General features: G+C 55.3%; 20 protein-coding genes and 1 tRNA gene. 12 read left to right on the plus strand and 9 right to left on the minus strand.

Features of this window, described 5'->3' with window-relative positions:
- Window position 1 precedes the first annotated feature (1 nt).
- From NOM67_RS10845 to NOM67_RS10880, 8 genes are all read left to right on the plus strand, one after another.
- Window positions 2-352 carry a YscG family type III secretion system chaperone gene (locus NOM67_RS10845; protein WP_071910881.1) on the plus strand — a complete coding sequence of 117 codons (351 nt, stop codon included), beginning with the start codon at window positions 2-4 and terminating at the stop codon, window positions 350-352.
- Complete coding sequence (locus NOM67_RS10850) at window positions 349-900, plus strand: YopR family T3SS polymerization control protein (protein ID WP_255936924.1); 552 nt, start codon at window positions 349-351, stop codon at window positions 898-900. Before NOM67_RS10845 ends, NOM67_RS10850 begins: the two co-directional genes overlap by 4 nt.
- Window positions 900-1,238, plus strand: coding sequence for a type III secretion system inner rod subunit SctI (gene sctI, locus NOM67_RS10855; protein WP_033113156.1), 339 nt, complete (start codon window positions 900-902; stop codon window positions 1,236-1,238). The genes NOM67_RS10850 and sctI overlap by 1 nt, the downstream gene beginning before the upstream one ends.
- Window positions 1,239-1,244: 6 nt before the next feature.
- Entirely contained in the window at window positions 1,245-1,982 is a 738-nt protein-coding gene (gene sctJ / locus NOM67_RS10860) for a type III secretion system inner membrane ring lipoprotein SctJ (RefSeq protein ID WP_185430698.1), read from the plus strand.
- On the plus strand, window positions 1,982-2,608 hold the full coding sequence (locus tag NOM67_RS10865) for a Yop proteins translocation protein K (protein ID WP_255936927.1): 627 nt from the start codon (window positions 1,982-1,984) through the stop codon (window positions 2,606-2,608). The genes sctJ and NOM67_RS10865 overlap by 1 nt, the downstream gene beginning before the upstream one ends.
- Window positions 2,587-3,225 carry an HrpE/YscL family type III secretion apparatus protein gene (locus tag NOM67_RS10870; RefSeq protein ID WP_255936929.1) on the plus strand — a complete coding sequence of 213 codons (639 nt, stop codon included), beginning with the start codon at window positions 2,587-2,589 and terminating at the stop codon, window positions 3,223-3,225. Before NOM67_RS10865 ends, NOM67_RS10870 begins: the two co-directional genes overlap by 22 nt.
- A 95-nt stretch (window positions 3,226-3,320) precedes the next feature.
- Entirely contained in the window at window positions 3,321-5,330 is a 2,010-nt protein-coding gene (locus NOM67_RS10875; protein ID WP_255936932.1) for a patatin-like phospholipase family protein, read from the plus strand.
- Window positions 5,331-5,332: 2 nt separating this feature from the next.
- Window positions 5,333-5,731 carry a hypothetical protein gene (locus NOM67_RS10880; protein WP_033113152.1) on the plus strand — a complete coding sequence of 133 codons (399 nt, stop codon included), beginning with the start codon at window positions 5,333-5,335 and terminating at the stop codon, window positions 5,729-5,731.
- 140 nt (window positions 5,732-5,871) lie between these two features.
- Here NOM67_RS10880 and ruvC read toward each other — a convergent pair whose 3' ends face one another.
- From ruvC to NOM67_RS10895, 3 genes are all read right to left on the minus strand, one after another.
- Window positions 5,872-6,393, minus strand: a complete 522-nt coding sequence (gene ruvC, locus NOM67_RS10885) for a crossover junction endodeoxyribonuclease RuvC (protein ID WP_041208829.1) — start codon at window positions 6,391-6,393, stop codon at window positions 5,872-5,874.
- Between the two features lie 145 nt (window positions 6,394-6,538).
- Complete coding sequence (locus NOM67_RS10890) at window positions 6,539-8,863, minus strand: acyl-CoA dehydrogenase (protein WP_255936937.1); 2,325 nt, start codon at window positions 8,861-8,863, stop codon at window positions 6,539-6,541.
- A 48-nt stretch (window positions 8,864-8,911) separates the two neighbouring features.
- Window positions 8,912-9,565, minus strand: a complete 654-nt coding sequence (locus NOM67_RS10895) for a TetR/AcrR family transcriptional regulator (RefSeq protein WP_005334507.1) — start codon at window positions 9,563-9,565, stop codon at window positions 8,912-8,914.
- Between the two features lie 473 nt (window positions 9,566-10,038).
- Between NOM67_RS10895 and NOM67_RS10900 the strand changes: the two genes are divergently transcribed.
- The 4 genes from NOM67_RS10900 (at window position 10,039) to repC (ending at window position 13,277) form a co-directional block, all read left to right on the plus strand.
- On the plus strand, window positions 10,039-10,779 hold the full coding sequence (locus NOM67_RS10900; RefSeq protein WP_255936959.1) for a phosphatase: 741 nt from the start codon (window positions 10,039-10,041) through the stop codon (window positions 10,777-10,779).
- Window positions 10,780-10,868: 89 nt separating this feature from the next.
- Window positions 10,869-10,944, plus strand: a tRNA-Thr gene (locus tag NOM67_RS10905).
- A 640-nt stretch (window positions 10,945-11,584) separates the two neighbouring features.
- Window positions 11,585-12,451: a helicase RepA family protein gene (locus NOM67_RS10910; protein WP_139737372.1), complete on the plus strand. Its 867-nt coding sequence runs from the start codon at window positions 11,585-11,587 to the stop codon at window positions 12,449-12,451.
- Window positions 12,441-13,277, plus strand: coding sequence for a replication protein C, IncQ-type (gene repC, locus NOM67_RS10915; RefSeq protein WP_255936966.1), 837 nt, complete (start codon window positions 12,441-12,443; stop codon window positions 13,275-13,277). Before NOM67_RS10910 ends, repC begins: the two co-directional genes overlap by 11 nt.
- A gap of 240 nt (window positions 13,278-13,517) precedes the next feature.
- Here the strand turns inward: repC and NOM67_RS10920 are convergent, their stop codons facing one another.
- The 6 genes from NOM67_RS10920 to fdhF form a co-directional block, all read right to left on the minus strand.
- Window positions 13,518-14,336: a hypothetical protein gene (locus tag NOM67_RS10920; RefSeq protein WP_255936969.1), complete on the minus strand. Its 819-nt coding sequence runs from the start codon at window positions 14,334-14,336 to the stop codon at window positions 13,518-13,520.
- A gap of 751 nt (window positions 14,337-15,087) precedes the next feature.
- Complete coding sequence (locus NOM67_RS10925) at window positions 15,088-15,774, minus strand: hypothetical protein (protein ID WP_139737366.1); 687 nt, start codon at window positions 15,772-15,774, stop codon at window positions 15,088-15,090.
- Window positions 15,755-16,876, minus strand: a complete 1,122-nt coding sequence (locus NOM67_RS10930) for a hypothetical protein (protein WP_255936972.1) — start codon at window positions 16,874-16,876, stop codon at window positions 15,755-15,757. Before NOM67_RS10930 ends, NOM67_RS10925 begins: the two co-directional genes overlap by 20 nt.
- Entirely contained in the window at window positions 16,873-17,925 is a 1,053-nt protein-coding gene (locus NOM67_RS10935) for a hypothetical protein (protein WP_255936975.1), read from the minus strand. The genes NOM67_RS10930 and NOM67_RS10935 overlap by 4 nt, the downstream gene beginning before the upstream one ends.
- Before the next feature lie 85 nt (window positions 17,926-18,010).
- Window positions 18,011-19,099: a tyrosine-type recombinase/integrase gene (locus NOM67_RS10940; RefSeq protein ID WP_255936977.1), complete on the minus strand. Its 1,089-nt coding sequence runs from the start codon at window positions 19,097-19,099 to the stop codon at window positions 18,011-18,013.
- Between the two features lie 296 nt (window positions 19,100-19,395).
- Complete coding sequence (fdhF, locus tag NOM67_RS10945; protein ID WP_255936979.1) at window positions 19,396-23,586, minus strand: formate dehydrogenase subunit alpha; 4,191 nt, start codon at window positions 23,584-23,586, stop codon at window positions 19,396-19,398.
- Window positions 23,587-24,008: the final 422 nt, after the last annotated feature.

The following is a 24,008-nucleotide window of genomic DNA, read 5'->3' on the forward strand; positions in this document are numbered from 1 at the left end:
CATGGATCGCCAACTGAAACGGCAGCTGGCCGAACTGGCACTGGCCGGCACCGGTCATCATTGTCACTCGCAGGCCGCCGCCATCGCCGACTGGCTCGCAAGCGATCCGCAGATGAGCGAGTGTGTCACCCTGATCCGCCTCTCCTCCCTGATGAACCGGGGAGATTACGAGGGGGCTCTGGCGCTGGGCAAAGGGGGCGATACCCCCGAACTGGAACCCTGGCTCGCCCTGTGCGAATGGCGGCTGACGCGGCTGGATGCACTGCAGAGCCGGTTGGCCCGGCTTGAGCAGAGCGAGCTCTCCTCCTTGCAGCAGTTTGCCGCCGGCATGCGCGAACAGATTGCCTCATGAAGGTCGATGGTAACGAGCAGGGCATCCGTCCGCTTGCGGTAACGCCGCCGGGCTTGCCCCCGCCTGCAGCGGCAGAGCGGCAACAGTTTGAGCGGCTGCTGGCCAAAGAGGAGTGCAGTGCCCTGCTGACGCGCTGGAAAGAGGGGACGCCGCTGGAAGCGCTGCTGGAGGGACACTCTCCCGCCACCCGGCGCGAGCTGCTCTGGCAGGTCTATCAGCAGGATGAGAAAACAGCCGGGGTAGCCGACCTGCTCTTCAAGCCGGTTGCGAGCAAGCTGATTGAGCGCTTTGGCGAGCGCCAGCTGCCAGTGGTGGCGGCCATCGACCTGCCAGAGCTGCGCGCCCTGATGCGGGAGTTTGACCCGCTCTCGTCGCGGCGGGAGACGGTGCTGCTCAAGGTGATGGCAGAGCTGCGGGGGCAGGGGGCATTGTCCGGTAACGACTATCTTGCCGAGCTGGCCCGACGCGAACTGATGACCCTGATCCCGCACAACGGCATGGTCAACAATCTGGTGCGTCACGCACACAAACTGGATCTGGAGGAGTGATGGAGATAGCACAAAGCGCGCAGGCCGTGGTGACCAGCCTGGATGAGCTGAAAGCGGCGGATGTTCCCGGTGCCCAGATCGCCACCTTCGAGCAGGCGATGGGCGGCAGCGCTCAGGGGATCGGCGGTACATTGCTTGGCGAAATCGGCGAGATCAAGCAGCAGTTTGTCGAGGCCAAGCAGAGCCTGCAGGCTGAACTGGCAACGCCGGGCGATGACCCCAACAGTTTGATGCAGATGCAGTGGTCGCTGATGCGGATCACCATGCAGGAGGAGCTCATTGCCAAGACCGTGGGCAAGATGAGCCAGAACGTAGAAACCCTGTTGAAGACCCAGTGAGGTAGTGTGAAGAGATCGATGCTGATGGGGGTGCTGTGCACCTCCCTGCTGCTCAGTGGCTGCAAGGTGGAGCTCTATACCGGGGTGAACCAGAAAGAGGGCAACGAGATGCTGGCGCTGCTGCGCACCGAGGGGATCTCCTCGGACAAGCAGCCTGACAAGGATGGCAACATCAAGCTGCTGGTCGAGGAGTCCGATGTGGCGCAGGCGGTTGAACTGCTCAAGCGCAAGGGGTATCCGCGCGAGAGCTTCTCCACCCTGCAGGATGTCTTTCCCAAGGATGGCCTCATCTCCTCGCCAACCGAGGAGCGGGCTCGCCTCAACTACGCCAAGGCCCAGGAGATCTCCCACACCCTCTCGGAGATCGACGGCGTGCTGGTGGCCCGCGTCCATGTGGTATTGCCCGAGGGAAACGAGGGGATCAGCAAAAAGCCATCACCCGCCTCGGCCTCGGTCTTTATCAAACATGCGGCGGATATCCAGCTCGACACCTACATCCCGCAGATCAAGCAGCTGGTCAACAACAGCATTGAAGGGCTTGCCTACGACCGGATCAGCGTGGTGCTGGTACCCTCGGCCGATGTACGCCAGAGCCCCCTGATGCCGCGCAATACCACCCTCTTCTCCATCGAGGTGAGTGAAGGATCCAGATGGCGGCTGGGTGGACTGATCGCGCTCCTGCTGGCGCTGGTGGTGACCACCAACCTGGCCCAATTCATGTGGCACCGGCGTCGGAGTCGTTGATGGCGGTCGGCCTTACCCCCTATCAACTGCGCTTTTGTCCGGCGAGCTACCTGCACGAGGAGCACTTCCCCGCCTCGTGGCGCTGGCTGCAGGCGAGCGTGCCCGAGTGGCGCACTTTGCCTGCCTGCAATCAGGCCCTGCTCGATGAGCTGGCACTGGCTATCGACTACGAACTGCCCGCGCAGCTTGGCGGGCTGGCGCTCTTTCCGGCCGAGGCGCTGGCGCTCGTGCTGCGCCAGCTTGGCGCCGTGCTCCATGGCGAGGCGATCCGCCATTGCCTGCAAGCGCCTGTGCTGCGCCAAATCATCGCGGTGTTGGGGGAGGAGGGGCACAGGTCGCTGCTCGCCCGCCTCGACCTCCTGATCGGCCCCTGGCCTGCCGGCTGGCAACAACCGCTGCCCGTCACGCTCGATAGCGCCTCGCTGGAGGCGGCAGGCTTGGGATTCTGGCTGGCTGCGGCGGGAGGGGCTCATCCCGCCTGGGCCCGTCGCCTTGTGCTACGACTACCGGTATCACCCCAGCGCCCAGGCTGGTCACTGGCTGATGCCGAGCTGCCACTCGCTCGCGCACTCTGTCTCAAAATTGCCAAACAGGTAACGCCACAATGCTGCCATTTGTTGAAATAAAGAGTGAACACCTGCAACTGGCTCCCGGTCAGCGGATCCTGCGCAGTCACGACTATCAGGCCTATCTGAGTGCTCAGGCGCTGGTCGATGCCGCCCGGGCACAGGCTGCCGATATCGTCGAGGAGGCGCGCGCTGTCTATGAGGAGCAGAAGCAGCTCGGTTGGCAGGCCGGCATCGAGGAGGCTCGCCGCGAGCAGGCCGTGCTGGTGCACCAGACCCAGCTGCAGTGCCAGCAATACTACCGCACGGTGGAACAACAGATGAGCGAGGTGGTGCTGCAGGCGGTGCGCAAGATCCTGCACGATTACGATCAGGTGGCGCTCACCCTCAAGGTGGTGCGCGAGGCGCTCTCGCTGGTGAGCAACCAGAAGCAGGTGACGGTGCGGGTCAATCCCGAGCAGGTGCTGGCGGTACGCGATCAGATTGCCCGGGTACACAAGGATTTCCCCGAGATCGGGTATCTCGAGATCTCTGCCGATGCCCGCCTCGATCAGGGTGGCTGCATCCTCGAAACCGAGGTGGGGATCATCGATGCCAGTCTCGATGGCCAGCTTGACGCGCTCTCGCGGGCGATGGCGGTGACGCTGGATCGCGCCGATGTTCACGAGAGAAAATAAATCCCCCCATTGACAAAATCGCGGCTTCTGTTGCCAAACGACCATGGGTTGCATCCCTAGAATGGGGACAATTCCATCGTAACAGGAGAAGCGCCATGCAGATTCAGCAAGCCCCCAGTCTTTCACCATCGACCCACACGCCTGCTGTAGAGCCGCAACCTGGCCGACCGCAGGAGAGTGCCCCCAGCCTTGTCGCGACTCTGGGTGGCGTATCCGGCCCCCGGCTGGAGAGTGTGAGTCATGCCCCGTTGGCGGCTTCTGCCAAGAGCGATGTGATCTGTGAGGGCTGCGGCCCGCGTCAGGTGACCATCACTCGCCAGCAGGATGGCTCGGCATCCGTTACTCTGGCCCGGCCGCCCATCACCAGCCTGGTGCTCAGTGGTGGCGGCGCCAAAGGGGCTGCCTATCCGGGTGCCATCCAGGCACTGGAGGCGCAGGGGAAGCTGGAGGGGATCCGCACACTCTCTGGCTCCTCGGCCGGCGCCATTACCGCCGCACTGCTTGCTGCCGGCATGAACGCGAGCGAGTTCAAGGCGCTCTCTGACGAGATGGACTTCATCAGCCTGCTTGATTCGCCGGTTAAAAAGATCAGCCTGGCCCAGCACATGAGTGGCGAAGCAGGCAAAGCGATCGCCAGCGTGCTCGAAAAACTCAAGCTGGGTAAACTTGGCAGCTTCGTACAGCTGTTGAGCAACATCTTTCCACGTCTGCAGTCGGATGCCGTCCCGCTCGAAAGGATACTCAAGCAGGAGTCACGCAGTTCGGTTCTGGCGCAATTGAAGGCCCACCCCGAGCTGGCCAGCAGACCCGACGTCGCAGCCATTCGTCAGCGCCTCGAACAGGGGGGCGGTGTGACCTTCGGCGATCTGGCTCTGCTTGGTCGCCACATCCCGGCCATCAAGGAGTTGAACATCACGGGGACCGGCATGTTTGATGGTCGCCCCCAGATGATCCTGTTTAACGCCCGCCTGACGCCAGACATGGAGATTGCCCGCGCCGCACACATATCGGGCTCATTCCCGGTGGTGTTCAGTCGCCCGGAGGAGCAGCATCAACCTTTCCTGGCGCAGGGGGAAAAGCTGTCATTGCAAGATGGTGGCGTCATGCTCAACGTCCCGGTGCCCGAGCTTATCCATCCCGAGGCCAGGGGGGCCACCATCGCCGAGCACGAGAACCTGATCCTCAAGTTTGAAGAAGAGGGCGGGAAACCGGCCGATCGCGGTACTCGCAAGGGGGCGATTGCAGACTGGGTAGTTGGGGCTCCCGTTGGCGCACGCTCTGCGTTGCAAACCAGAGGGCTTGACGGGTTGACCGATCAAGTGGTGACAGTACCGCTCAAATCAGAGCGCGGTGATTTCAGCGGCACGTTAAGTGGCACCCTCAATTTCACCATGAGCGATGCGGACAAGCAGCATCTGCAGGAGAGGTTGGCCGATGTGGTCGGGCAGCATCTGGAAGGACGGGAGAGCAGCCGCAAGGATTATCAGTTCCAGGATCTGGAGTCGGCGCTGCTGGCGCTCCCGGATCGGGACTTTGCCGCGGTGGCCGAAGAGCGCACCCCGGATGTCCAGGCAACGGCCCTTTTTCGTCAGGAAGTTCAGGAGCAACTCTCTGTGCTGGTTGCATCTGTGCTGGCGCAGGATCCCTCGGTGCGACTCGATCTCTCTGGCTCGCTGGCGCAGGCTCTGGATCAGCTTGGTACACTCGCAGACTCGCCGGCCCGGCAGCAGTGGCTTGCCGCGCAGCTCAATCAGGCAGACAACCCGGCGCTGGCCAGATTGCTCGATACACCGAGCCCGGCAGGGCGTTTCGCCGCGCTGGACCTGGGCAAGGAAGAGGCCAGCCGTCGTCAGGTGGCCACGGTCGCGAACAACATCATTCATGAGGTGATCTACCCCTCCCTGTTCCGTCCCGGTCAGCCGGACAGCAATGTGGCGCTCTTGCGTAAAACCGAGCACGCACTCGTCGGCGCGACCACGTCGGCCGAGGTCAATGATGCCCTGCGGGAGTTGGCTGATAACTATGGGGCCCGCAATAAACCGTGGAGCAAGCCTCTCTCCTCTACCACAGTGACTCAGGCTCGCTCCTGGATGATGAAGGAGTAAATATGCTGATTGATTGGTTGGGTTCACTGGGATTGGCTCTACCCGCCGCGGGCGAGAGCCGGGTGATCAGGTTTGAGGATGCGCCAGAGCTATGGTTCGAGAAGATCGACGGACAATATGTGCTGGCACTGCCGCTCGCCCCGCTTCCCACCAGAATGCTTTCCGGCGTCATGTTGCTGTTGTTGCAGGTCAACAGCCCACTCTCTACCTTGCAACCGGCCAGACTGACGGTGGATGGTCGAGGGCATTTGCTGTTGTGGTGCACACTGGATGAGCATGCGGATCCAGAAGTATGCCAAGCTGCCTGCGACAAGCTGCATGCCGGTTACCACGAACTGCTGCCTTTATTGCAAGCTCAGGAGGAGAGTATTCCGGTACGCTCGGGTAGCCTGTTCGTCTAGCCAAACGCAGAGTGCCAAGCCGAGCTATTTCGTCTTTAGCAACGCCCCGGCTTGCGGATGGGCCAAACAAAACCGCCCCGGATATCCGGGGCGGTTTTTTATTTGGCGATCCCGAGGTGATCGGGGCGGGTGAACAAGGTTCAGCGATAGCGGCCGCGTACCGAGCTGCTGGCGCGCCCTGCCATCTTGATCAGGCTCTGGCGGGTGTGCAGGTGGCAGAGCGCCACACCGAGGGCATCCGCCGCATCCGCCTGCGGGGTGGCGGAGAGTTTTAGCAGATGGGTCACCATATGCTGCACCTGCTCCTTGCTGGCGCCGCCGGTCCCCACCACCGCCTGCTTGATCTGGGTGGCGGAGTATTCGCTCACCGGTAAAAAAGCGTTGACCGCCGCGACGATGGCGCTGCCCCGGGCCTGCCCCAGTTTCAGGGCCGAGTCGGCGTTGCGGGCCATAAAGACCCGTTCGATGGCAAATTCGGTGGGCTTGAACTGGGTGATGATCTCGCATACCCCGTCATAGACCTGCTTGAGGCGCTCGGGCAGTTCACCGCAGTCGGTGCGGATACAGCCCGATCCCAGATATTCGGCCTTGCCGCCGACGACCCGGATAACCCCGTAGCCGGTGATCCGCGATCCCGGGTCTATGCCCAAAATAATGCTCATGGGTTGTGCTTGCTCTAAACGCAAATGATGGCCGCAAGATAGCAAACTCCGGCCTGCTTGGCTGTACGCAGGATGTGCGAACGGTCAGTGCGTGGCGATTGCCATAAAAAAAGGCCCCGAAAGGGGCCTTTTTGATTATCGCTTGTCAGGCGGCGTGATGGATGGGGCTGGCCTGCGCCATTCCCTCCAGCTCGCCCGGGGCGAAGTTGTCTACCTGAATCGCTTCGTAGCGCAGGGCATCGGCGGCCAGCAGTTTGTCCGCTTCGTCCTTGCTCAGGATGGAACCGGCCAGTGCGGCGGCAACCAGCTCCGGCAGCGCCAGTTTGCGGGGCAGTTTGCCCTCTTTCTGGGCCTGCACCAGTTTCTTCTCGTAGGGGTGCACGGCGACCATGGCCTGGAAGGCACGCTCCATCAGGCCGACCGGATCCGCCTCGTCCTTGCCGACGTAGCACAGCGCCGTCAGACGGTCGCGGAACTCGCCCGGCTTCATCATGGCCAGACAGATGGCGTGGCAACGATCGTCGGCCGGCATCTTGTAACCGACGCCGAACGGGAACACCACGCGCTTGAGCACGGCACCCACCACCTTGTTCGGGAAGTTCTGGAAGAAGCCCTCGAACGCCTTGCCAATCAGGTAGAGGTTGCGTTCCACCGCGTACTGCACGAACGGCAGATCGGAGACCATACGGCCCTGATCCTCGTAGTGCTTGAGGGTTGCGGAGGCCAGATAGAGGTGGCTCAGCACGTCACCCAGACGGGCGGAGATCATCTCCTTGCGCTTGAGATCGCCACCCAGCATCAGCATGGAGACGTCGGCGCACAGGGCCAGCCCTTTACTCATGCGGGAGAGCTGCTTGTAGTAACGGGCTGTTTCACCGGCCACTGGCGCGCTGTTGAACTGGCCAAGGGTCAGCCCCTGGAACAGGGAACCGAAGAAGTTGCCGGCGCCGAAGGCGATGTGCTTCATCAGCAGGGCGTCAAACTTCTCGAGACCGCGCTCCACGTCGGTGTCAGCCGCCGCTTCCAGCTCGGCAAACACGTACGGGTGGCAGCGGGTGGCACCTTGCCCGAAGATCATCAGGTTGCGGGTCAGGATGTTGGCCCCTTCCACCGTGATGGCGACCGGAATCCCCATGTAGGCGTAGCCAGTATAGTTTTTCGGGCCCAGCTGGATGGCACGACCGGCGTGGATGTCCATGGAATCATCCATGATCTGGCGCGCCATCTCGGTCATGTGGTACTTGGAAATCGCGGTGACGATGGCCGGCGCCTGACCCAAGTCCAGCGAACCGGCGGTCATGCGACGGGCCCCTTCCAGCTGATAGGTGAGGCCACCGATGCGGGCCAGCGCTTCTTGCACACCTTCAAACTTGCCGATGGACATGCCGAACTGCTTGCGCACATAGGAGTAGGCGCCCACGGTGCGGCTCGCCATGTGACCGCAAGCGGTGCCAAGAGCAGGCAGCGAGATGCCGCGGCCGGCGGAGAGGCACTCCACCAGCATGCGCCAGCCGCGACCGGCGTAATCCGGGCCGCCGATGATCCAGTCGAGCGGGATGAACACATCTTTGCCGAAAGTCGGGCCGTTCAGGAACGCCAGTCCCATGGGGTAGTGGCGATCGCCGACGCGCACGCCGGGGTGGCTGGTGGGGATAAGCGCGCAGGTGATGCCCAGCTCTTCCTTGTCACCCAGCAGTTTTTCCGGGTCATAGAGTTTGAACGCCAGCCCCAGCACGGTGGCGCGCGGCGCCAGGGTGATGTAGCGCTTGTTCCAGTTGAGGCGAATACCCAGCACCTCTTCACCCTTGTGCATCCCCTTGCAGACAATCCCCTTGTCAGGAATGGCGCCTGCATCGGAGCCCGCTTCCGGCCCGGTCAGGGCGAAGCAGGGCACCTCTTTGCCACTGGCCAGCCCCGGCAGCCAGAAATCTTTCTGGGCCTGGGTGCCGTAGTGCATCAGCAGCTCGCCCGGGCCGAGGGAGTTCGGCACCATGACGGTAACCGCCACGCTCAGGCTCTTGGTGGCAATGCGGGTGACGATGGTGGAGTTGGCGATCGCCGAGAATTCGCGGCCGCCGTAGGATTTCGGGATGATCAGGGAGAAGAAGCCTTCCTTCTTCAGATAGTCCCAGACCGGTTCTGGCAGGTCTTTGGTTTCGTTGACGATCTTGAAGTCATCAACCATGGCGAGCAGGGTTTCGACCTGATTGTCGATAAAGGCCTGCTCCTCTGCGGTCAGCTCGGCCTTGCCGTAGCCGTGCAGTTTTTTCCAGTCGGGATTGCCGCGAAACAACTCGCCATCCCACCAGACGGAGCCGGCTTCCATGGCCTCCCGCTCGGTGGCCGACAAGGGCGGCAATATCTTCTTGAAGATGCCGAACACAGGACGGGTTACCCACTGTTTGCGCAGTGAGGGGACGCCGAGCACAACGGCAATCGCCAGCACCAGCAGGATAAGCAATGTGATCATACCGAAGTTCCTTCTATTTCACTGTTTCCGTTGATTTATTGTTGGTTGTTACACGGCCAGGGAGAGCCTGGTCGACTCCACTGGTGCCCCGACTCCGGACGCCAGATAAGGAATGACGTTGCGCACCAGCCCCTCGACATCGAGTTGCTGGCCAAAATCGGCCAGAGCGATGTCGCGCAGCGCATCGGCGGAGGCCATGGTGAATACGACGGTGCCCAGGGTGAAGTGCAGGCGCCAGAAGAGATCCGCTGGCGAGAGGGCCGGGTTGGCCTTGGAGATAGCCTGGGTGATCCGCTGCAAAATGGGGCCGTAGTGGGCGGTGATAAAGCGGCGCAGGTGACCCTGACTGTCGATATAGCCGCGCCCCAGCAGCTGCATGAAGATGGCCGGGCCGTTGGCCCGCACAGCCGAGAGTTTCATCAGCGGTTCGACAAAGCTTTCAAAGAGTTGCAGCAGGGTCAGCTGCTCCTGCTCCATCAGCACCCGCAGGCGGGCATCCAGATCGGGCATGAACAGACTCAAATAGCGGTCGAGCACCGCCTGGATCAGCTCCTTCTTGGAGCCGAAGTGATAGTTCACGGAAGCCAGATTGACATCGGCCTCGCTGGTGATCAGACGCAAAGAGGTATCGGCGAATCCCCGCTCGGCAAACAGCACTTCAGCGGCGTCGAGAATACGGTTTTTGGTATCGATTTTACTCACTGGACACCTCACTTAAACGAATGTTTAAAAAGTACGTTTCATAACGCGAGGTGTCAAGAGATTGTGAACGGGTGTTAGCAGAATGTTTTTTGTGAAAAAGCGCAAAAAGGTCGGAACTAACTCCACAGCGCGAGACTCTATATCTATGCCACTGCAATTAAACATTAAGTCTCGCCCAACCTGCTTCTTGCTAGTTGGGCATTTTTTTGCCCGGTTGACGGTGGCTGAGGGTGACAAACAGGCAAAAAAAACCGCCGCGGGGAGCGACGGTGGGGAAAGTGAGTTTGCATCATCCTGATGACAAACTGTCGATGCGAGTTCAGGCATGTATCGACGGGAGCCAGTATGCCAGTCAGTCCGGCTCAGACTATGTCAGTTCCTCGGTTTTTTGTGACAAAGTGTGGCAAGTGCCGGCGTGGCCCAATTCCCCCTACTTTGTTATGCTGCCCCTTCAAAATATGAGGGGAGAGAAGATGAAGTACCCGGTCGATACCCACACTCACACCATTGCCAGTACCCACGCCTACAGCACCATCCACGACTATCTGCCCATCGCCAGAGCCAAGGGGATCAAGCTGTTTGCCACCACAGATCACGGCCCCGAGATGGCCGATGCCCCTCATGTCTGGCATTTTGCCAACTTGCCAATATTGCCAAGAGTGGTGGACGGGGTGGGGATCTTGCGGGGTATCGAGGCCAACATCAAAAACCTCGACGGGGAGATCGATTTTCCCGAGCGCTATGAGTCGCGTCTCGACATGATCATGGCGGGTTTTCATGAGCAGGTATTCCCTCCCTGCGATCAGGCAACCCATACCCAGGCGATGATCAACGCCATCAAGAGCGGCCGGGTCGATATGATCAGCCACCCGGGCAACCCCTCATTTCCCATCGACATTCAGGCGGTGGTCAAGGCGGCGGCGGACTATCGGGTGGCGCTGGAGCTCAACAACTCCTCCTTCATTCACTCACGCCCGGGTAGCGAAGGCAACTGCCGTGCCATCGTTGAAGCCGCGCGAGATCTGGGTGCTTACCTTACTTTCGGCTCCGATTCCCATGTCGCTTTCAGTCTCGGCGATTTTGACCATTGCCACCGGCTGGTGACCGAGGCGGGCTTCCCGCTGGAGCGGATCCTGGTGCGCTCCCCCCGGGCCCTGCTCGATTTCCTCGAGAGTCGCGGCCGCGCCCATATCCCCGAGTTTACGGATCTGTAGATTGGGCGCTAACACCATGAGCCAACTCATAAAATCGAGTTGGCTCGATTGACACGCCAGCCATTTTTCATGAATCTGAGTGGCAACAAGCCGGTATAGCTCAGTTGGTAGAGCAGCGCATTCGTAATGCGAAGGTCGCAGGTTCGACTCCTGTTACCGGCACCAAATTTTATCAAACAAAACAGTGGTTTGGGTGTTGCAGTTTGATGCGTTACTGAGCGTTGGAATGCAGCATTTAGCTTATCCAATGTGGCAAAATTGTGGCATGCCACACTGGCCTGATAGCGGCGAATGACGCTTGCCAGTGCATGACATAGCAAAACACTGCTGGTAGACTCCATTTCGTCACGTAACATCGGACGATAGGCACTAATTATTTATACCCTCAAGGCCGGGCATGGTGCCGCTCAGGTCAATTACCGATTAGCTAACCGGCACAGCTATTCGATGACCCTTGCCGCCTTGATGGGTTATGACCATGAAACAAACCTCTATTACCACCTCCAGCGTGGTGCTTTTGACTGTTGAGCAATTGGCTCTCTGTCTGCATAAATCCGTTGCTAGCATCCGTAGTGACGCGACTCGCAACCCTTGTTCACTTCCCCCTATCTGCCGTTTACCAGGAACCAAGCGTTTGCTCTGGCGTGCTGAAGATGTTGAGCTTTGGCTTGCTGAACATGTCATTAGCCAAGGTTTGGATGATCGAGCGGTTAAATCGGCAGATATGCCTCGGCGTGGCCGGCCAACCAAAGCCGAGCAGCTAGCACGACAAAAGTCACAGAATTCAAACGCTAAGAGGTAAGCCATGGCTCTTGACCTACTAGCTGCGTTTGAACAGGAGCCGCCTGCTCTTGACTTCATATGGTCTGGATTTTTGGCCGGTACTGTGGGAGCTCTGATCGCACCAGGTGCAACAGGTAAAAGCTTTTGGGCATTGCAGGCCGCAATGGCCGTGGCTTGCAAAGAGTCTGATGGCGATCTGTTGCAACTACGCCCGACCCGTTCAGGCCGAGTGATCTATATGGCTGGTGAAGATCCGGCTGCAGTGCTTAGTCATCGCGTCCATGCGCTTGGCAAACATCTATCGCCCAAAGCGAGGGCCTCTATTGCCACAAACCTCGCATTGGAACCGATGATGGGGGTGAGTTTAGATCTGATGAATCCGGACTGTTTTCAGGCTCTGCTGCAGAAGGTAGATGGATATCGCCTTGTTGTTCTCGACACCCTCAGCCGTATGCATCAGATGGACGAAAATAGTAACGGAGACATGTCCCAGCTGATTACCCGACTTGAGTCGCTGGCCGCAAATACGGGGGCTGCGGTGCTCTATTTACATCACGCCAGCAAGGGGAGCGCGAGGGATGGCAGTCTTGATCAGCAGCAGGCAGCCAGAGGTGCATCAGCGTTGATTGATAATATACGATGGTGTGGTTACATCGTGCGGATGGGGGAAGAAGAAGCAAACCAGCTAACCGAGATTCAACGCGGTAGTACACCCATCGGAAGCTCTCGGCGCAGTGCGTTTGTGCGCTTTGGGGTATCCAAGCAGAACTATGGCACTGCGATCAAAGATCAATGGTTTGAACGCCAGGAAGGGGGCGTATTACATCCGGTACAACTCATGGAACCTCCCCAGGCGCGAGAGCGAAGGAGGTTTGCTCATGGCTATTGAGCTTACCCATGCGCGCCATGATCCGATGCACTGCCTTGCTCCTGGTCTTTTCCGCAGTTTAAAGCGAGGGGAGAGAAAGAAGCTAAAGCTGGATGTGACGTATAGCTATGGACAGAACCAAAGCGCTCGTTTTATTGGTTTTGAGCCGTTAGGGGCTGATGATATGCGGCTGCTACAAGGGCTGGTTGCATTATCCGGCCCCAAGGGCGTTATTCTGACCTCTGCGCCATCAGCAGCTATTCCTAAGCGACTTCGTTTGGCCTTGGCATCTGAGTTTGATAGTGCGGACTGCCGTTGCTTGGTGGTGCAGTCTCGTATCACTCAGCTACTCGAAGAGATTGGTCTATGCAAAAGCGGCAGAAACCTTAAAACCCTAAAGGCTAGCCTGATCAGGATGTCCAATGTCACCGTTGTCATTCAAGGCGACTCTCGCTGTGCATCTTTCCACCTGATGAGCCATCTCTTTGATGAGGATGATAACGCGCTATACATCTGCTTGAACCCACAGATTGCAGAAGCCGTTCTCGGTGGGCGGCCACATGCTCGCATCGATATGAATGAAGTGCGTAGCCTCAAGAGCGATCCTGCTCGATTGATCCATCAACGCCTATGCGGGTGGATCGATCCTGGCAAATCAGGACGTGCGTCCTTGGATACTCTGTGCAATTACATCTGGCCGGATCCTGCGATTGCTGATGCGGTGAGAAAGCGCCAGCAGATTGCCCGTAGAGCCGTGGGTGAGCTGTTTACGATAGGTTGGTTGGTAACTGAATATCGAAAAGACATGTGGGAGATCCGCAGGCCACGGAACAGATCTTTGGAGTAATTTCAGTGCACTATCATTCCCGAACTGGTGCACTAACGTTCCCAACTGGTGCACTTTCATTCCCAGGGATTGGTCTTAAAATCTTTTCAAAACATGTGGTTAAGGTATTTTTGGAAAAGTGATCCAAGATTATCCATAAGATAATCCACTAGACACAGGCCCTTGCAGCCCTTTGGGCAGGTTGCAAGGGCCACAACTGAGATTACTCACCTCGCTAATAGACCTAGTTGTCTAAGCTGTTCATCTGGTCTTTTTATCTGTAGCAGGCTGTATATTTTCGGATTGAGTGGGGATCGTCACGCTATCAATTTGATCATAACGAAGATAGATGGTGCCATCCGTCTCATTCCAGAATGTGCATTGAGTCGCATTACAGACGATCCTCAGCGAAGATATACCCTCGGGATGTGCTGCATACTTGAGATCATTGGCAGAGGTGAAATTGCCTGCATTCATATCATCTTTCTGAGATTCGGCGGTACGACGACCATTTTCGTAACAATGGTAGGCAAGTATACCAATAATGCATGAAGTAAATAAAATATAGAAATATAGAATGTACCAGTTCATTGCTTTTTCTATAATTGTGGCAACCCATTTAACTTCATCAGGGTGAGCTGAGTATTTAAAAATATTTTTTATTTTTTTATCCATGTCCTTATTTTTGAATGGTTGAGTTACCCAAGATACAGTTTTATCTCTAGCGCGTTTCATCAGCTTAAACGTAAGCGCTACCACAATGACTATTACAAGTAATCCAACAAAAGCAGCTATAGGGTAGCCTAGCAGTGGTGCCAGATTGGCTACAAGAGCGAAGGTTCCTGTTAATAATGTTTGTTCTGTTGAGAGTGGGAACTCGCTGCTATCAACGTGGAAAACGTTAACATATCCCATATGCCAAGCCATGCCAAATAGGTATACAACTGCAGTAATAAGCGGAAGAAATGCCAATACAGTTTGTGCTTGCACCCATTTCTGTTCATTGACAGTAGCTAGTTCAGCTTTCTTAGCTTGAACTCCTTTGCGGTGTCGTAGTCGCAATTCGGTACGCTGATTCATCTGTGCCTCAAGCATTAAGGTTTACGCAATATCGTATGGATTAAAGTCTCACTTGACAATCATCTGCTTGAGCAAATGAGCCTGCAGTAGCTCTTTCATGTGAGCTGCTCTCCAGCTGTCAGAATCTTGGATGCCCCGATGTGGTGCGGCATAGTTGATTTGGTGGCAGCTGATGGGGCTAGGTGCCGGTGAGGGAGCCAGGCTTGAGGAATCTTTTCCCTTGGCGTTCCATCCTGATCACTCAGCTCCAATCTGTAAAGTGTATGGAAGTGGGATGGAAAGTGAGTGGAAGAGGTGGGTAAACCTATTGAAAAGCATAGGTTTTCTCTTTGGTTATCCTATCCGCAGATGATTTGTATGATTTCCCTTGTTGCTGATGCATGCTTTCCTTCATGATTACAAGGCTGAATTGCGGGCAGGATGTGTGAAGTTAGCTAACCGGCAAGCCGGAGTAGCTTCTTCACTATTGCTTATTCGCACCAACGGTGCTCAACTTGCTTATTATCTCAAGATTGCTTGTTATCGTTGTTATTTTTAGTAGAAATCCATTTAGGTAATATGTGATATGGTTTTGAAAAATGAAATTTCTATGAGAGTAAAATTACTCACAACGGAGGAATTGAAAGCGTTAAGAAGCGATATGCTTCAGGCTAGTAAAAATATGCGTCAAAGGATATTGAAAGAGAAACAGAGGAAAAATGACTGATATATATGGCAACCTAGAGCCTGAATCTAGGTTGCCGTTTTTGCTCTAACCATTTGGAGTCAATACATTGCTCATGTAACTTTTAATAGTTTCAAATAATTCCTCCGAAAAAATCAAATGCCCGGTATCAGATATGGATAACATACTCCTACTGTCTCCGGTAAATATGCTCATCTTGGCTTTTACCACCTTTACTTCATTTTTATTGAAGAAATTAGTGACGTCAGACAAGGCATCACCAATAGATACCACATCTATTGCACCTGTTGTTTTTTCGGTCAATCTGATATTGTTGGCTCGTAACGATAAAACTTTGACTGATGATCCTCCAAAAGTTTTCTTCAAGAATGAAATGAAGGTATGTATATTAAGGTTTAAAACCTCTATAAAAAATCCAAATCCAATAGACTGAGATAAGGCGTTGATCAGACCCTTAACACTGCGGGGGGGATTTTCAATCATTAATACAGCATTCTCTTTTTCAAAAGAGAATATTGAGAAGTCGATAGTTTGGTATCTGATCATTTCTACCTCACTAACTTCACCAAATGGATCTTCAATAACTTCTTTTTCAATGTGTCTCTCAAAGTATTTAGCTGATAGTTGGGAGTCATCATATGATAGAAGTTCAAAACCAGAATCCATGCCTATTTTATAAGCGCAAGAGTGTAACTTCTCAGATAATGAGAATATATCGACAGGAATGGTAATTTTAAGCCACTTGCTCTTCATTCTCCTCCCCCTTGATATTATCTGAACCTATGAAGGTAATAGTGTCTTGAGCTGCTTTTTCGATAACTTTATTAATCTCTCTTTCTTCATGAAGTGTGCATGCAGTTCTAGATTTATTAAATACACCATCTGACTTATAACGATGATATCCCTTGGGAAGGTATGAAAAATAGACACATCGTTCAGGGTCTGAGAACTGCGCTTCGAAGACATATAGATCAGAGTCTATTTGCCCCTCTCGCTTTGCTTGCCATACAATCTTTGATATATAAAAGCCTCGCTGTGATAACTCTTTTAGCTCCGCTGACTGTAATACGCCTTGGCCTTTTAGTGAGGCTTTGTGAATATGAACACCAAAATTAATATTTTCCTGAATTTCTTCGTCAGTGCTGTCATCGGAATCATCACTGTTTGCATTTTGTTTAGGGTGATAGACGTATACATCTGTTACATCGTAATATTTAAACCCTGGCATGTTATTGATGAGCAAAACAAAAAACTGTGACCTGATGTTAGCATCATTAATATGCTCTAGAGATATATCATTTGTACTGACTTCTTTCTCTAAAGCTTCTTCCAAGTTTAATATTATCGTATCTTTCCAACCTTCCACATCAGAGTTCAATGGATGCCTGATTATATATCCGCCATCATTTTCCTCAATTTCAATGATAGCCTCTTTATCGACAACCTGTTTAAATTCACTTCTGTTGAAATTTGTAGATTGATATTTTATTTTCACTTCAATTTTGTTGTTTTCTTTTTCTACTACAGCATTAATATCGACACAGTTTATATCTTCGCAAAGTTTTAACGCAGCATCCTCTAAAGCAGAAAGAGAAATATTTTCCTTGATTTTCGTGGCTGTGGTTTTTTCACGCCGTTGAGTAGTGCCCAATAGTCTAGATAGCAATTGATAATCATCAAAGTCATGCGTTAACCTGGAGAAATATTTCGCCAGAGACTCTCTAGGGGTTTCTTTCGCAACAATAATTCCTCTGGAGAGAAATAATTCCTTCATATCTGAACTGGTAACGCTACTTTGATTCAGCCCATCAAAAACGGCTTTGTCGCTAGCGCTATAAAGACTGCCTCGACTCATATGTTTCTCCATCCAATTTCTACAGGACTAAATACGGACTTCGATGTTTCAATAACTTCTAGTTTTATTTTTTCAAGCCGTTCTTGTTTGTAAGTATCGAAACCCCAACCTTGAGAGTAAGAGGTAATGGCTTTTTTAAATACACTATGTATATCGCGGTTGTAGTTCGAATTGGCAACACGAACCCTAATAGATACATCACCATCTAAAATCTGACACTTGGATAAAGTATCAAAAAGATAAATGAACTCATTAACATTGTTGCCTGGCTTATTGTAATATATTACAAATCCCTTTGGATAACATTCCTCTATAGAACCAGTAGTCTCATTAAACTTTTTCACTTCATCATGCTCAACTATTATATAAGGGGAGCACAGCATTTCTATAGTCGCAGGCCTATCAGCGCGATTACCATTAGCTTTATGGAGATGCAGGTCAGGGTAATGAAAATAATAATTCTGTTCTGGAAACGTTCTTTCCTGATGCAGCTTGTGCATATCTGAAATTATAGTTGTCAGATAGTGTATAGTTTGTGGTTCTATAATATGTAATTGTTGTCCTTTAGCAACATTAATACTTTCTATTCGAACCGGCTTTTTATTCTTGTCATCAGGGTCTTTTTTGAAAACATTATAAAAATCCTTATGGTATTCCCCATCATGATTATAAATAAAAAGTAAACCTCTTATCTCATAATGGCCTTCATTTATGACATAGCGTTCACGCCATTCGCTACTGATTCTGGCACACTCTATAGTTTTAGCTAATGACTGTAGCGACTTTCTGACTTGATCAGTAGTTATAGATTTTTTAGCATAACTCTTTAAGTCTGTATTCAGTAGAATCCTTTTGTTTATGTATGGATCAACATAATGAAATAAAACATCGACTGGATGCGTATGATTTTCTTTCTTAGGCGCATGTTTATCTGGTTTACGGCAACTAAAGTTTTGATCCATCAGATCTAGGCGTTCCCATTTAAACCATCGAAAGATATCTTTTGATATCTTATCTGCCATGTCCGCAATTGAAGCCGTCTCGCTCATATTATACTCACTGACCATCAAAATAGTCAGTTACTCTATCAAGCGGTGAAAATGGCTACAAGCGAGCCCGATGAAAATGTGAGGTCTACACTAATTTTCTGGCCAAGTCTTCAGCTCTTGGATGGTAGTAGCGCATTAGCATGCGAGGATCTTTATGTCCTGTTACTTTCGTTAACTCATGCATAGGAAAGATCTCGGCCAGACGGGAAGTTGCTTCATGACGTAGATCGTGGAAACGCAGGTCACTGAGAAAATTGGTTACTGGTATCAAATTTTGACTTTGGCACTCTAGCTCGTAGGTTTGTCTAGCTCGCAGGACTGACCGCTCAAAGGCTCGTGTTACCGCATCAGCTCGGATATCAAAAACCCGACCTGTAGCAGCGACTCCTACAGATTGCAGAGTAACAACCGCGCGAGTTGATAGCGGCACATCGCGCGCACTGCCATTTTTGGTCGATGGCAGGTGTGCAACTCTGCGTTCCAGATCGATGTGCTCCCAGCGCAAGCTAACCAGTTCACTCCGCCGCATGGCCGTTTCCAATGCCAGTATGACCAACGATGGTAAGACCCTTGAGCCACTGGCAGCGATGATCCGCTCTATTTCACCTTCTGATGCTCTACGTGCGCTTTCTTCATCCTGGCTCTGGGGACAATGTGCAGGAGTTGCAGAAGCTGCTATACGCCTTGTACGTGCGTTATCAGCTTGGGGCTTACGAATTAGCTCCAGTGGATTGGAGAGACTTTCCATTCCCCATTCTTTACGGGCCATGTTGAAGATGTGAGAGAGCAGGGCAAGCCGCCGGAGGACTGTTGCGGGTTGATAATCTTTCAGCCACTCGTCCCTTAGCTTTGCAACATCCGCTCCACGAATGGATGCCAATGCGCGTGATGCCAAAGGTAATACCTTGTAGATGCGGATCAGTGAGAGCTCTTGCACGGCTCCCTTTTTATGCGGAACAACCTCAGTTTCATAGCGGCATAGAGCCTCATAAAGCGAGGTTGCTTCAGCTTCGGCTCTGCTGACCCAAATCCCTCGGGTCATCTCAGATTCAATGACTTTAGACCAGGCCTCCGCCTCCGCCTTTGTGTTGAAGGTTTTACTCTGAGCCGGATACCCCTTGCGGCGTACCTGGGCTTCCCATTGATAGGGGCCGCGCTTACGGAACGTTGCCATAGCCAAATACCATAACTTGCTGCTGAGTGTGGCAGGATTGTGGCACAAACCCTATTAAATGGAAAAAGTTATTGATTTATATGAATTGCAGTTTGCTTTCGTAATGCGAAGGTCAGGAGTTCGATTCCCCTTATCGGCACCATCTAAAACAAAGGGTTAGCTCAGTGAAGCTAACCCTTTGTGCTTTTTGGTTGGTGGCCCCTTCTCATTGCCCTCTTTTGCTATTGCAACACCAAGGAGGAAGGCCTGCGGGCCAACTCTCCCGGCAGGCGGCTACTCAGGTTTTGCTATTCCCCTCAGGCAACCTCGATGTCTGGCTTGGCTGGCTCCTTCTGCATGGATAGATCTCCAGCTTGCGACGGGGATTCCAGCTTGTCGATGCGCACCGCCGCCACCTTGAACTCGGGGATCTTGGCGTGGGGATCGGTGGCATTGATGGTGAGCCGGTTGGCAGGGGCTTCGGCAAAGTGGAACGGGATAAAGACCACGCCCGGTTGCATCCGCTTGGTGACGAAGGCGGGCAGCTCGATATGGCCGCGGCGGCTGGTGACCTTCACCCGCTCACTGTTGCTGATCCCCAACCGCTGGGCGTCCGCCACGCTCATCATCACCCGCGGGCCTGCCAGCTTGTCGAGCCCCTTGGTCTTGCGGGTCATGGTGCCGGTGTGGAACTGCTCCAGCAGGCGACCGGTGGTGAGCACGATGGGATAGGTCTCGTCGGGCAGCTCGGCGGCATAGCGGAACGGGGTGGCGACCATCTCCCCCTTGCCACGGGTGAACTGCTTGCCGTGGAGCAGGCGAGTGCCTTCGGGCGCCGCATCGTTGCAAGGCCACTGTAGCCCTTGCGCTCCCACCTTGTCCCACTGGATGCCGGCGTATTGCGGGGTGACCCGGCAGATCTCGGCGGTGATCACCTGCGCATTCTGATAGCGCCAATCACCGCCCATTGCATTGGCAATCTGCTGGATGATCCACCAATCCTCCCGCGCGTCACCCGGCGCCTTGAGGGCAGGGGAGATGCGCTGTACCCGCCGCTCGGTGTTGGTGAAGTGGCCGCTCTTCTCGGCAAAGGAGCAGGAGGGGAGCACCACATCGGCCAGCTGGGCAGTTTCGGAGAGGAAGATATCCTGCACCACCAGAAACTCTAGCTGCTTGAGCCCCTCAATGACGTGATGCTGGTCCGGATCGCTCAACACCGGGTTTTCACCCATCACATAGAGCCCCTTGATGCTGCCCGCACAGGCGGCATCTATGGTTTCGGTGAGGGTTAGGCCGGGCGTGCGCGGCAAGTCAGGCTGCTGCCAGTCGGTTGCGAAGCGGGCATGAACCTCGGGGTTGGCCACCTTCTGATAGCCGGGAAGGCAGTTGGGCAGCGCCCCCATGTCACAGGCTCCCTGCACGTTGGACTGGCCCCGCAGCGGGTTGATGCCGCCCCCTTCGATGCCGATGTTGCCGCACAGCAGTTGCAGGTTGGCGATGGCGCGCACATTGTCGTGGCCGGTGGTGTGCTGAGTGATCCCCATGGAGTAGTAGACGGCGGTGCGCTCGGCGGTGCCGATAAGGCGCGCGAGTTCGATCACCTGCTCGGCCGGCACGCCGGTGACGAGGGCAACCTTGTCCGGTGCATAGGCGGGGGAGAGCACCTCCGCTTGCAGCGCTTCGAACCCTTCCACCCGTGCGGCGATATAGGCCTTGTCGTGCCAGCCGTGTTGGATGATCTGCTGCATCAACCCGTTGAGCAGCATAACGTCGGTGCCGGGGCGATGGGCCAGATAGAGGCTGGCATGGTCGGCCATCTCGATCCGTTTCGGATCGGCCACCACCAGCCGCGCCTTGCCTGTGGTGACGGCCTGCTTGATATGGGAGCCGATGATGGGGTGGGCCGCCGATGTGTCGGAGCCGATGATGAAGATGAGATCCGAGTGAGCGATGCTCGGGATGTCGTTGGTCATGGCGCCGCTGCCGAGTGACGCCTCCAGCCCGGTAACGGTGGAGGCGTGGCAGAGCCGCGCGCAGTGATCCACGTTGTTGGTGCCCAGCTCCCGGCGCATGAACTTCTGGAACAGGTAGTTCTCTTCGTTGGTGGTTTTGGCCGATGAGAAACCCGCCAGCGCATCGCTGCCATAGCGCTGGCGCAGGGCGGTGAAGCGTTCTGCAACCAACTCAATGGCCTCCTGCCAGCTAGCGGGCACCAGCTCGCCATCTTTGCGGATGAGCGGGGTGGTGAGGCGCTCCTCGCTTTGGATAAAGTCAAAACCGAAGCGCCCCTTGACGCAGAGCAGCCCCTGATTGACCGGCGAGTTACGATTCCCCTCCACATAGCGGATGCGGTTGCGCGCCTCATCGACGTAGAGGGTGACGCCGCAGCCGACCCCGCAGTAGGTGCAGATGGTATTGACCGGCGTGAGCAGTTCTGTGCGCCCCTGTGACTTGTCGCGGGCATCCACCAGGGCGCCGGTGGGGCAGACCTGTACACAGGCGCCGCACTGCACGCAGTGGGAGTCGCCCATCGAGAGTCCCGTGTCGAACTGCGGCCGGTTCGATAAGGTGCCATCGCTGTTCTTGGGAAAGCTCAGCACCCCCTGCACCGCTTGCTCACCACAGGTCTGCACGCACTGGCCACAGCCGATGCAGCGGTTGGCATCAAAGACAATAAATTCGCTGCTGTTATCCACTGCAAACTTCTGGCACTGGCTGGTGTCGAGAGCGCGCTGGTCGACCTTGTATTCGGTGGCGTAGTCGCGCAGCGCACAATCGGTGTTGGCCTGACAGCCACACTCGAGGCAGCGGCTGGCTTCGTTGCGGGCATCGGCATCACTCAGCCCGCGCTCTACCTCGGCAAAGCTGCCCTCGCGATCCTGCTCTGCCAGATGGGGCATGATGGTGCGGGCGACTTTTTTCAGGTGAGCAAACTGGGCGGGATCAACCTGTTTGAGTGTGGGAGCCTTGCAGGCGTTGAAGGGGCGAACCGGATCGATCATGTCACCATGGAGGAACTGATCGATGGCCAGAGCGGCCTTGCGGCCATCGGCAACCGCTTCGATGGCGGTGGCGGGCCCGCGGCGCAGATCGCCGATGGCGAACAGGTTGCCGTGGCCGCTGTGCATGGTGTCGGGGTGGGACTCCAGCGTCTGCCAGCGGGTGAAGGGGAGGGTGAGGGGTTCCCCTTCCATAAAGCTGAGATCCGGCTGCTGCGACACCGCCGCAATCACGGTATCGAACTCTTCAATGAGGTACTCGCCAGTAGGCTCCGGGCGGCGGCGACCGGAGGCGTCCGGCTCGCCGAGGGCCATCTTCTCGAGGCGCACCTGACAGACGCGACCACGGCTGTCCGGCAGGTTCTCCACCGGATTGGTCAGCATCATGAAGCGCACCCCTTCATGCTCCGCCTCATCGATTTCGTAGGCTTCGGCGGGCATCTCGGCACGGGTGCGGCGATAGATAAGGGTGGTTTCGGCGCCGAGGCGTACCGCCGTGCGGGCGCAATCGATGGCCGTGTTGCCACCACCGATCACCGCGACTTTCTTGCCGATGGTGAGCCGCTTGGCCAGCATCCGATCCTTGAGGTAATCGACCCCGAGATAACAACCTGCCAGGGTGCTGCCCGGGTAATCCATCGGCACTGCCTTGGAAGCGCCAACCGCCAGACAGACCGCATCATAGTCGCGGCACAGCGCCGAGAGGGTGAGCTGGTGGCCCAGTCGCTGCTTGGTGTGGATCCGCATGCCGCTTTGGCACATCAGGTCGATCTCCTGATCGAGGATCGCCTTGGGCAGCCGGTATTCGGGGATACCGTAGCGCAGCCAGCCACCCGCTTCGGGCATCGCCTCGAACAGGTCGACCTCGAACCCCTCGTAACCCAGATAATAACCGCAGGTGAGACCGCCCGGGCCGCTGCCGATAATGGCCACCCGCTTGCCTTTGGCAGGCTTCTTTGCCGGTTGATAGGGGGCGACCTCGGCCAGATCGAGATCGGCGGCGTGGCGCTTGAGCTGACGAATGGCCAGCGGCTCATCCACCAGCGCACGGCGGCACTCCGCTTCACAAAAAGCGGGGCAGACCCGGCCAATGGAGAGGGGCATCGGCAGGGTCTGCTTGATGACGGCCATCGCCGCCTCGTGCTCCCCCATGGCGATGTGGTGCAGATAGGATTGAATGTCCACCCCGGCCGGACAGGCGCGTTGGCAGGGGGCTTCGCAATCGGCGTAGTGATCCGAGAGGATGCGGCCGAGCGCCTGCTGGCGGTGGGCGCGCAGGGCATCGCTTTGGGTCGTGACCATCATCCCTGCCTTGGGGCGCGTCTCGCAGGCGCGCCGGATGCCGAGCCCGGCAATCTCTACCACGCAGAGATCGCACGGCGTCTTGGGAGCGCTGGTGTTGTCACCGCACAGGGAGGGGATATCGATCTGGTGCTGTTTTGCTATCTGGAGCAGGGTTCTGGTCGGGTCAACCGTCAACTGAGCCCCATCGAGGGTGATGGTGATCATGGCGTCATAACTCGCTTTCAAGGCGCAGAAAATGCTGCATCTGGCGGAGCCAGCAGGGGAAGCGACAAAGAGGATCGCTTGGTATCTTCTCACCATACCAAAGACGGTATGCAACTTTATTTGATTTAACTCAGGTTCTTTGCCTAAAAAGAAAACGATTTCACTGGTGGCGCACTCTGTGGAGCGATAACCCAGTGCTGGCTACCTATATCTAGTTAAAACATGGTGTTGCATTGATGTTTATGGCTCTTCAAGCAGCTTTAAACTGTATTTTTGATGGTGCTTATCCGTGGTGGAATGGTGAAGTACATCATAAAGCGTGCAACTTTTGTTTCGGTTTGTGGGGCGACAAGCGACGTCGGGAGCAGCCGAACAGGCAGTGCTGGCTACTCCTTTTTTCCTGCATTCAACTTGTTGGGGGG

The sequence above is a fragment of the Aeromonas sp. SG16 genome, from assembly GCF_024436135.1.
Lineage (GTDB): Bacteria > Pseudomonadota > Gammaproteobacteria > Enterobacterales > Aeromonadaceae > Aeromonas > Aeromonas jandaei.

Bases quoted from the DNA above. Each gene is read 5' to 3' on its own strand.
- NOM67_RS10845 (WP_071910881.1), top strand. From the start codon at position 2: ATGGATCGCCAACTGAAACGGCAGCTGGCCGAACTGGCACTGGCCGGC.
- NOM67_RS10850 (WP_255936924.1), top strand. From the start codon at position 349: ATGAAGGTCGATGGTAACGAGCAGGGCATCCGTCCGCTTGCGGTAACG.
- sctI (WP_033113156.1), top strand. From the start codon at position 900: ATGGAGATAGCACAAAGCGCGCAGGCCGTGGTGACCAGCCTGGATGAG.
- NOM67_RS10865 (WP_255936927.1), top strand. From the start codon at position 1,982: ATGGCGGTCGGCCTTACCCCCTATCAACTGCGCTTTTGTCCGGCGAGC.
- NOM67_RS10870 (WP_255936929.1), top strand. From the start codon at position 2,587: ATGCTGCCATTTGTTGAAATAAAGAGTGAACACCTGCAACTGGCTCCC.
- NOM67_RS10875 (WP_255936932.1), top strand. From the start codon at position 3,321: ATGCAGATTCAGCAAGCCCCCAGTCTTTCACCATCGACCCACACGCCT.
- NOM67_RS10880 (WP_033113152.1), top strand. From the start codon at position 5,333: ATGCTGATTGATTGGTTGGGTTCACTGGGATTGGCTCTACCCGCCGCG.
- ruvC (WP_041208829.1), bottom strand. From the start codon at position 6,393: ATGAGCATTATTTTGGGCATAGACCCGGGATCGCGGATCACCGGCTAC.
- NOM67_RS10890 (WP_255936937.1), bottom strand. From the start codon at position 8,863: ATGATCACATTGCTTATCCTGCTGGTGCTGGCGATTGCCGTTGTGCTC.
- NOM67_RS10900 (WP_255936959.1), top strand. From the start codon at position 10,039: ATGAAGTACCCGGTCGATACCCACACTCACACCATTGCCAGTACCCAC.
- NOM67_RS10910 (WP_139737372.1), top strand. From the start codon at position 11,585: ATGGCTCTTGACCTACTAGCTGCGTTTGAACAGGAGCCGCCTGCTCTT.
- repC (WP_255936966.1), top strand. From the start codon at position 12,441: ATGGCTATTGAGCTTACCCATGCGCGCCATGATCCGATGCACTGCCTT.
- NOM67_RS10920 (WP_255936969.1), bottom strand. From the start codon at position 14,336: ATGAATCAGCGTACCGAATTGCGACTACGACACCGCAAAGGAGTTCAA.
- NOM67_RS10925 (WP_139737366.1), bottom strand. From the start codon at position 15,774: ATGAAGAGCAAGTGGCTTAAAATTACCATTCCTGTCGATATATTCTCA.
- NOM67_RS10930 (WP_255936972.1), bottom strand. From the start codon at position 16,876: ATGAGTCGAGGCAGTCTTTATAGCGCTAGCGACAAAGCCGTTTTTGAT.
- NOM67_RS10935 (WP_255936975.1), bottom strand. From the start codon at position 17,925: ATGAGCGAGACGGCTTCAATTGCGGACATGGCAGATAAGATATCAAAA.
- NOM67_RS10940 (WP_255936977.1), bottom strand. From the start codon at position 19,099: ATGGCAACGTTCCGTAAGCGCGGCCCCTATCAATGGGAAGCCCAGGTA.
- fdhF (WP_255936979.1), bottom strand. From the start codon at position 23,586: ATGATCACCATCACCCTCGATGGGGCTCAGTTGACGGTTGACCCGACC.